9 protein-coding genes are annotated in these 8,293 nt (G+C 74.5%); 8 read left to right on the plus strand and 1 reads right to left on the minus strand.

Annotated elements, in window-relative coordinates:
• The 6 genes from KME75_RS37525 to KME75_RS37550 all read left to right on the plus strand — a co-directional run.
• A partial coding sequence (locus KME75_RS37525; protein ID WP_219419695.1) for an amidohydrolase occupies positions 1-1,534 on the plus strand: 1,534 nt, incomplete at its 5' end.
• A gap of 222 nt (positions 1,535-1,756) precedes the next feature.
• A complete protein-coding gene (locus KME75_RS37530) occupies positions 1,757-2,560 on the plus strand; it encodes a PIG-L family deacetylase (protein ID WP_219419696.1) in 804 nt (267 codons plus the stop codon).
• Between the two features lie 80 nt (positions 2,561-2,640).
• Positions 2,641-4,260, plus strand: a complete 1,620-nt coding sequence (gene lnt, locus KME75_RS37535; RefSeq protein ID WP_219419697.1) for an apolipoprotein N-acyltransferase — start codon at positions 2,641-2,643, stop codon at positions 4,258-4,260.
• Positions 4,241-5,032 carry a polyprenol monophosphomannose synthase gene (locus KME75_RS37540; RefSeq protein ID WP_219419698.1) on the plus strand — a complete coding sequence of 264 codons (792 nt, stop codon included), beginning with the start codon at positions 4,241-4,243 and terminating at the stop codon, positions 5,030-5,032. The genes lnt and KME75_RS37540 overlap by 20 nt, the downstream gene beginning before the upstream one ends.
• A 1-nt stretch (position 5,033) precedes the next feature.
• Complete coding sequence (locus tag KME75_RS37545) at positions 5,034-5,522, plus strand: phosphoribosyltransferase (RefSeq protein ID WP_308283432.1); 489 nt, start codon at positions 5,034-5,036, stop codon at positions 5,520-5,522.
• An 84-nt stretch (positions 5,523-5,606) separates the two neighbouring features.
• Positions 5,607-6,011, plus strand: a complete 405-nt coding sequence (locus tag KME75_RS37550; RefSeq protein ID WP_219419700.1) for a DUF2171 domain-containing protein — start codon at positions 5,607-5,609, stop codon at positions 6,009-6,011.
• Between the two features lie 4 nt (positions 6,012-6,015).
• On the opposite strand, the gene KME75_RS37555 is transcribed toward KME75_RS37550, so the two are convergent.
• Positions 6,016-7,470, minus strand: coding sequence for an MFS transporter (locus KME75_RS37555; RefSeq protein WP_246633606.1), 1,455 nt, complete (start codon positions 7,468-7,470; stop codon positions 6,016-6,018).
• Positions 7,471-7,620: 150 nt separating this feature from the next.
• Between KME75_RS37555 and KME75_RS37560 the strand changes: the two genes are divergently transcribed.
• Positions 7,621-8,016: a MarR family winged helix-turn-helix transcriptional regulator gene (locus KME75_RS37560; protein WP_308283433.1), complete on the plus strand. Its 396-nt coding sequence runs from the start codon at positions 7,621-7,623 to the stop codon at positions 8,014-8,016.
• Between the two features lie 125 nt (positions 8,017-8,141).
• Positions 8,142-8,293, plus strand: a 152-nt coding sequence (locus tag KME75_RS37565; protein WP_219419703.1) for a SidA/IucD/PvdA family monooxygenase, incomplete at its 3' end; no start/stop codon positions are given.

The following is an 8,293-nucleotide window of genomic DNA, read 5'->3' on the forward strand; positions in this document are numbered from 1 at the left end:
CGCCCGGACCGGCCCCGGCGGCCCGGACGCGCTCGAGATCACCGGCGGCCGGATCACCTTCGTCGGCAGCGCCGCGGACGCCCGGGAGCGGTTCCCGGGCGCCGCCGTGCTCCATCTCGACGGCGCCGTAGTCACCCCGGCGTTCGTCGACGCACATGTCCACGCCACGGCCGCCGGCCTGCTGGTCGACGGGCTGGACCTCACGCACTGCCCGTCGGGGCAGGCCCTCCTCGACGCCGTCGCGGCCCGCGTGGCCGCCCGTCCCGGTGCGCTCGTGTGGGGGCACGGCTGGCAGGACCAGCGCTGGCCCGACGGCGTGCCGTCGCGCGCCGCGCTCGACCGCGCGGCCGCGGGTGCGCCCGTGTATCTCAGCCGGATCGACGTGCACTCCGCCCTCGCCTCGTCCGCGCTGCTCGAGCGGGCTCCCGGCGCGGTCGGGGCGCGCGGCTGGTCGGACGGCGCGGTCGCCGCCGACGCCCACCACCACGCCCGGCGGGCCGCGCTCGCCGCCGTCGATTCCACCACCCGCACCGCCGCGCAACGTGCCTTCCTGGCCGACGCGGCGGGCCGCGGGATCGGGGTCGTGCACGAGTGCGCGGGCCCCGACATCTCCTCCCGCGACGACCTGGCCGACCTCCTGCGCCGTGCGGACGGACCGTCGCGGCTGCCCGAGGTGGTCGGCTACTGGGGGGAGGCCGTCACCACCGCTGCCGAGGCCCGCGACCTGCTCGCCGCCACCGGGGCGCACGGCCTCGCGGGCGACCTGTTCGTCGACGGATCGATCGGCTCGCGCACCGCCGCGCTGCGATCGCCCTACAGCGACGCCCCGGGCTGCACCGGCAACCGCTACCTCGACGCCGACGGCGTGGGAGCGCACATCGCCGCCTGCACGGTGGCGGGGGTGCAGGCAGGCTTCCACGTGATCGGGGACGCCGCGACCGACGCCCTCGTCGCGGGGCTCGACGCGGCGGGCCGATGCGCCGGGGTGAGCAGAGCCGCTCTGCGCACCCGGGCGCACCGGGTGGAGCACCTGGAGATGGTCGATCTGCAGCAGGTACGGGCGTTGGCCGAGCACGGCGTGGTCGCGAGCGTGCAGCCGCTGTTCGACGCGTTCTGGGGCGGGCCGGACGGCATGTACGCCGAGCGGCTCGGGCCCGGGCGGGCGCTCGCCATGAACCCGTTCGCGGCTCTGCAGGCAGCCGACGTGGTGCTCGCGCTCGGCTCGGACGCCCCCGTCACGCCGGTGGATCCGTGGGCGGCCGTGCGCGCGGCCGTGCAGCACCGCAGCCCCGGGTCGGGCCTCCGCCCGGTGGACGCCCTCGCCGCGCACACGGTGGGCGGGTACCGCGCGGCCGGGGACCGGTCACCGCACGCCGGCAGGCTCGTGCCGGGCGCGCCCGCCTCCTACGCCGTGTGGGACGGGGCGGGTGCGCTCGACGGCAACCCCCGCGATCCGCGCTGCCTGCGCACCGTGCACCACGGCGCGGTCCTCCACGAGGACGCCGGGCTGCCGGTGGCTCAGCCCGTCGCGTAGTCGAACCACACCCGGTGGGGTCCGTCGACGTGGGGCAGATCTCGGCGGGGCGATGCTGTACGGCGCGGCACGGGTCTGGCATGATGCGCGGCGTGACGGACCGGACCTGTGGCGCCCGCGTGGCCCGCTGCTGTCCGGGGTGTTGTCGCTGCTGTCGCAGCTGACCTCCCGGACCCGTCCCTCCGGCCGCCCGCGCGGCCCCACACGTCTGCGAACCGCCACATGATCAGCTCTCCCGACCTCCGTGGTCACACCGTCCTCGCGCTGCACGCCCACCCCGACGACGAGGCGATCTTCACCGGCATCACGCTGCGGCGGCTCGCCGACGCGGGGGCCCGCACGGTGCTGGTCGTCGCCACCGCGGGGGAGCTCGGCGAGTCCCGGCTCCCGCTGCGCCCCGGCGAGACGATCCCCGAGCGCCGCGTCGCCGAGCTGGAGGCCGCCGCCGCGCTGCTGGGCGTGTCCCGGCTGGTGCTGCTGGGCGGGCGCGACTCGGGGCTGCCCGGCCGGCCCAGCGGCGCGCACCCGCGCGCGCTCGCCGGCGCCGACCCGCTGCGGCTGGCCCGCCGCGTCGCCGAGATCGCCGATGACGAGGGCGCGGGCACCGTCATCCACGACGACGAGCACGGCATCTACGGCCACCCCGACCACCGTGCGGCGTTCCGCATCGGGGCCACGGCTGCCGACCTCGTGGGCGCGACGGGCTACCGGATGACGGTGGACCGCGAGCACCTGCACGTCAGCGCCCGCGACCGGCACCTGGTGCACGGCGCGGCCCGCGCCGCCGCCGTCCCGTTCGGTCGGGTGACGGCGGAGATCACGCTCGCCGTCACCGGTGACGACGCCCACCTGGAGGGCAAGCGGGCGGCGATGACGGCGCACGCCAGCCAGATCGCGCCCGAGGACGTTCCGACGGGGGCCGACTTCGCGAACGCGTACGGCTACGAGTGGTACCGCCGCAGCGGGGAGCCGGGGCTGCTCGACGCGCTGGGCAACGCGCACCTGTTGGCGGCCGCGCCGGCCTGAGCTGTGCCGCTCGTCTCCTCCGCCGCCCCGCCCCGGCACTGATCACGGCCATCACACGCCGGGCCCGTACCCTCGCCTGCGTGACCGCAGCACCCACCGCCGATGCCGTCGCGCCGGAACCCCCGCCGTCGCGCGCCGCACGTCCGGCCGGGTGGGCCGCCCGCGGGGCCCGGGTGCTCGGGGCGATCGCCGGTGGGGTCCTGCTCTACCTCAGCTTCCCGCCGAGCACGCTCTGGTGGCTCGTGCTGCCCGCGCTCGCACTCCTCGGCGTCGTCGTGCACGGGCGCCGGGCCCGGGCCGGGTTCGGCTACGGGTTCCTGTTCGGCCTCGGGTTCCTGCTGCCGCTGCTGACCTGGATCTCGTCGCTGGTCCAGGAGCTGCCGTGGGTGGCGCTGTCGGTGTTCGAGGCGCTCTTCTTCGGCCTCGCCGGGGCGGGCATGGCGCTGGTGTCCCGGCTGCCGGCGGCGCCCGTGTGGGCGGCGGCGGTGTGGGTCGCGGGGGAGGCGGTGCGCGGCCGCGTGCCCTGGGGCGGTTTCCCCTGGGGACGCGTCGGCTTCGGCCAGCCGGACGGGCCGCTGCTCCCGATCGCCGCGATCGGCGGCGTGCCGCTGCTGTCGTTCGTCACCGTGCTGGCCGGGCTGGCACTGGGTGAGCTGGTGCGCCGGGTGGTGGCACTGCGCAACCCGCGGCGGTTCGTCCTGCCCGCCGTGCTGCTCGTGCTGGCGCTCGCGGCGGGCCCGCTGGCCGCACTCGTGCCGCCGCTGTCGGGTGGTCCGGGCCGCACCGTCACGATCGCCGCGGTGCAGGGCGACGTCCCGCGCGCCGGCCTGGACTTCAACGCCCAGCGCCGGGCCGTCCTCGACAACCACGTCGACGTCACCGTGCAGCTCGCCGAGGACGTCGCCGCCGGGCGCGTGCCGCAGCCGGACCTGGTGATCTGGCCGGAGAACTCCAGCGACATCGACCCGCTGCGCAACGCCGACGCCGCCGCGCAGATCGAGCGCGCCGCCCGTGCCGTCGGCGTGCCGATCCTGGTGGGCAGCGTGCTGCGCAACCCCGACGGGATCACCACGTCGAACTCCGCGCTCGTCTGGGAGGCGGGAGCGGGGGTCGTCGAGCGCAACGACAAGCGCCGCGTGCAGCCGTTCGGCGAGTACATCCCGTGGCGGGAGTTCTTCGCGCTGTTCTCCCCGTACGTGGAGCGCGCGGGGTACTTCGTGCCCGGTCCCGGGCCGGGTGCGGTCGACATGGCGGGCGTGCGCGTGGGCGTGGCCATCTGCTGGGAGATCGCCTTCGACGACCTGTTGGCCGACAGCGTCGCCGCGGGCGCCGAGGTGCTCGCCGTGCCCAGCAACAACGCCACGTTCGGGTACTCCGACATGACCTATCAGCAGCTGGCGATGTCGCGGGTGCGGGCCGTGGAGCACGACCGTTCGGTGATCGTCGCCACCACCAGCGGGGTGAGCGCCACCATCACCCCCGACGGCACCGTCACCGACAGCACAGGCTTCTTCACGCCGGACGTACTGGTCGATCGGACAGAGCTGCGGGACACCACTACGCTGGCCTCCCGACTGCGGTCCGGGCCCGAGTGGGCGCTGGTCGCGGTCGCGGTTGTGGCGGTGGGCGTCGGGATCATGGTTCGGCGCCGGACGGGCGCGCGTGCGGGGAAGGACGAGAATGGCCCCCTCTTCCAGTGATTTCGAGCCCTCGGGGCCGATCCTGGTGGTGATCCCGACCTACAACGAGCGGGACAACCTCGGCCCGGTGCTCTCGCGGCTGCACGCCGCGGTACCGGAGGCGCACGTCCTGGTGGTCGACGACGGCAGCCCGGACGGCACGGGTGAGTTCGCCGACGCGATGGCCGCCGACGACCCCCGGATCACGGTGCTGCACCGCGAGGGCAAGTCCGGCCTCGGCACCGCCTACCTCGCCGGGTTCGCCGCCGCGCTGCGCGGCGACCACCAGGTCGTCGTCGAGATGGACGCCGACGGCTCCCACGCCCCCGAGGAGCTGCCCGCGCTGCTGGCCGCCCTCGAGGACGCCGACCTCGTCCTCGGGTCCCGTTACGTGCCCGGCGGCGCCGTCCGCGACTGGCCCGTCCACCGCGAGTGGCTCTCCCGCGGGGCCAACCTCTACGCGCGCCTCGCGCTGGGCGTCCCGCTCCGCGACATCACGGCGGGCTACCGGGTGTTCCGCCGCCAGGTGCTCGAGGAGCTCGACCTGGAGGAGGTGGCCTCGCAGGGCTACTGCTTCCAGATCGACATGGCGTGGCGCGCCGTGCAGGCCGGGTTCCGCGTGCGGGAGGTGCCGGTCACCTTCACCGAGCGGGAGCACGGCACGTCGAAGATGGACACCGCCGTCATGACGGAGGCGTTCTGGCGCGTCGGCCGCTGGGGCGTCGAGCGGCTGCTGCAGCGGGCGCGGCGGCGTGACGCGGCCGCGCCCGAGGTCCGCTCCGTGCAGGACTGACGTGCGCGAGGAGCTCGGCTGGGAGCTGTTCGGCGCGGCGTCGCGCGAGCTCGCCGAGCAGGTGGCCGGCGACGGCTACCGCCCCGACATCATCCTGGCGATCGCCCGCGGTGGGTTGTTCGTGGCGGGCGCGCTCGGCTACGCGCTCGACGTGAAGAACCTGCACGTCGCCAACGTCGAGTTCTACACGGGCGTGGACGAGCGGCTGCCGGTGCCGATCATGCTGCCGCCGACGCCCAACGTCGTCGACCTGTCCGGGGCGCGCGTGCTGGTGGCCGACGACGTCGCCGACACCGGCGCCACGCTCAAGCTGGTGCGCGACTTCTGCGCGGGGCACGTGGCGGACGTGCGCTGCGCGGTGGTGTACGAGAAGCCGCACAGCAGCGTGCGGTGCGAGTACGTGTGGCGGCACACCGACCGCTGGATCAACTTCCCGTGGTCCACCCAGCTGCCGGTGGTGCGGCGGGAGGGTCAGGTGCTCGACGCGTAGCGGCCACCTCGCGGGCCGGGCGCTCGCGTCCGTTTCCCGGGACCGGCGACGGGCACCCGGGAGGGAGACACGAGGGAGGAAGCGATGAGCACACCGGCATTCGGGACGGGCCCCGTCTCCGGCGAGGGGGCGTCCGGCGACGGGCCGATCGCCCAGGTGCGCACCGGCATGCGCGTGGTCGACGTCGGCGGCGCGGACGTCGGCACCGTCGAGACGGTGAAGATGGGGGACCCCGAGGCCGTCACCGAGGAGGGGCAGACCCCACAGGGCGGCGGACTGGGCGACATCGTGCGCAACACCTTCGGAGGCGGTGAACCGCACGTCCCCGAGCAGCTGGCCGCCCGCCTGCTGCGGGTCGGCTTCGTCAAGGTGGACGGGAAGGGCCTGTTCGGCCGGGACTTCTACGTGCCCGCCGACCAGGTCGGTGAGGTGGACGGCGACGCCGTCCACCTCACCGTGTCGGGTGACGAGCTGACCCGGGAGTCCTGACGGGTCAGGACGCGTCGGCGGCGGGCGCGATCTCGGCGCTCGCTGCCGTCCGGTCCCGCCGTCCGCGGAGTCCGGTCAGGGCGATGACCAGGCCGAGCACCGCGAAGCCGGTGATCACGGTCAGCGCCGGGGTGAATCCGGCGAGCAGGGCGTCCGGGCCCGTGTGGCCCTCGCCGCCCGCGACGAGCACGGCCGTCACGATCGCGAGCCCGATCGCCCCACCGACCTGTAGCGAGGTGTTGAGGAGGCCACCGGCCAGGCCCTGCTCGTCGTCCGGGATCCCGGCGGTGGCCTGGATGTTGAACGACGCGAAGGCCAGGGTGAAGCCGGCCCCGAGCAGGATCATGCTCGGCAGCACGCCGAGGACGTACGGCGCGTCGCGGTCGACGAGGAGGAACAGCAAGTACCCCGCGAGGTGGGCGATGACGCCCGCCGCGATGGTGCGGGACGTGCCGACCCGGTCGATGAGCGGGTCCATCCGGGGCGAGCCGAACGCGACGATCAGCGCGGCGGGCAGGAAGCCCAGCGCGGTCTGCAGCGCCGACCACTGCAGCACCGACTGGAAGTACAGCATCACCACGAACTGGAAGCCCAGGTAGGCGCCGAAGAACACGCTCACGCCGAGGTTGGCCCTGGCGAGCGGGCCGGAGCGGAGGATGCCCAGGCGCACCAGCGGGTGCGCGCTGCGGCGCTCGACGAACACGAACGCGGCGAGCAGGACCGCGGTGGCGACGAACTGCAGCAGCGTGCGCGGCGCCGCCCAGCCGACCTCCGGGGCCTCGACCACGGTGTAGACCAGCAGCAGCATCGCCGCGACCCCGGTGACCGCGCCCGGGAGGTCGTAGCCACCCGACCGCTCGGGGCGGTCGTGGGGGAGCAGGCGGTAGGCCGCGACCAGTGCAATGAGCGCGATCGGCACGGGCAGGAAGAACGTCCAGCGCCAGCCGACCTCGGTGAGCACGCCGGAGAACACGAGGCCCGCCGAGTAGCCGCTGGCGCCGAAGACCGCGAAGATCCCGAGCGCGCGGTTGCGGGCCGGGCCCTCGGCGAAGGTCGTGGTGATGATCGAGAGCGCCGCCGGGGCGGTGAACGCGGCCGATGCGCCCTTGAGCAGGCGGGTGACGATCAGCAGGACGCCGTTGTCGACCAGCCCGCCGAGCAGCGATGTCACGGTGAACACGGCCACCGCGACGAGGAAGACGCGCCGCCTGCCGAGCAGGTCGGCGGTGCGCCCGCCCAGCAGCAGGAGCCCGCCGTAGCTGAGCACGTAGCCGCTGACGACCCACTGCAGGGCGCTGGTGGACAGGCCGAGGTCGGCCTGGATGACGGGGAGGGCGACGCCGACCATCGACACGTCGAGCGCGTCGAGGCCGACGACGAGGGAGACGGTGAGCAGGACGCCCCAGAGCCGGGCGTCCCATCGCGTCGAGGTCGTGGAGAGCGGCGAGGTCGTGGACAGGGTCGAAGGGGCGGAGCCCGGTGTGGCGGGTGGCGCCGACGTGCGGTGCGTGGGAACGGACACGAGCGAGGACAGTACATGCAGACGCATCTAATGCCAACACATTTAATGTTGACTCATCAAATGTCCGTGCATGCTAGGATGCGGGCCGTGAGCGATGGTGCAGACGACGAGCTCGCGAGCGAGTGGCGCGAGCTGTCCGCCCGGTACGCGGCCGTGTCCGGCGCACTGGAGGCCGAGCTGCGACAGCGGCACGGGCTGGGTCTCACCGAGTTCGAGGCGCTGGATCGGCTCGCGTGCGCGGAGCAGGGGAAGTGCCGCGGCACGGAGCTGAACGAGGCGGTGCACCTGAGCCAGAGCGCCGCGTCCCGGCTGGTCGCGCGCCTGGAGCGGGACGGCCTCGTCACGCGCGCGATGTGTGAGATGGACCGCCGCGGGATCTTCGTGCTGCTTACCGAGACCGGGTGGCGGCGCTACCGGGAGGCGAACCCGACGTATCGGGCCGTACTGGCCGCCACCCTCCGCGAGCCGGCTGCCGCACAGTAGTGGCGGGCGCCGGTCCCGCCCGCCCTGAGATCGGCGAAATCGTCACCCGCTCTTGAAGTTAGCCTTCCCTTAGATAAGGGTGCCCATTGCAGGCTGCGCGCCGGGTGCGGCCGGGAAGGACGACGATGCCGCAGGTCTTCGACGTGGTGGGGGTGGGCTTCGGCCCCTCGAACCTCGGGCTCGCGATCGCGCTCGCCGAGCAGCCGGGCGGGGGTGCGGTCGAGGCCCGGTTCGTCGAGCGGCAGGAGCGTTTCGGCTGGCACCGGGGCATGTTGCT

Origin of the sequence: Pseudonocardia nigra (assembly GCF_019396355.1) — a bacterium.
In the GTDB taxonomy this organism is placed as follows: domain Bacteria; phylum Actinomycetota; class Actinomycetes; order Mycobacteriales; family Pseudonocardiaceae; genus Pseudonocardia; species Pseudonocardia nigra.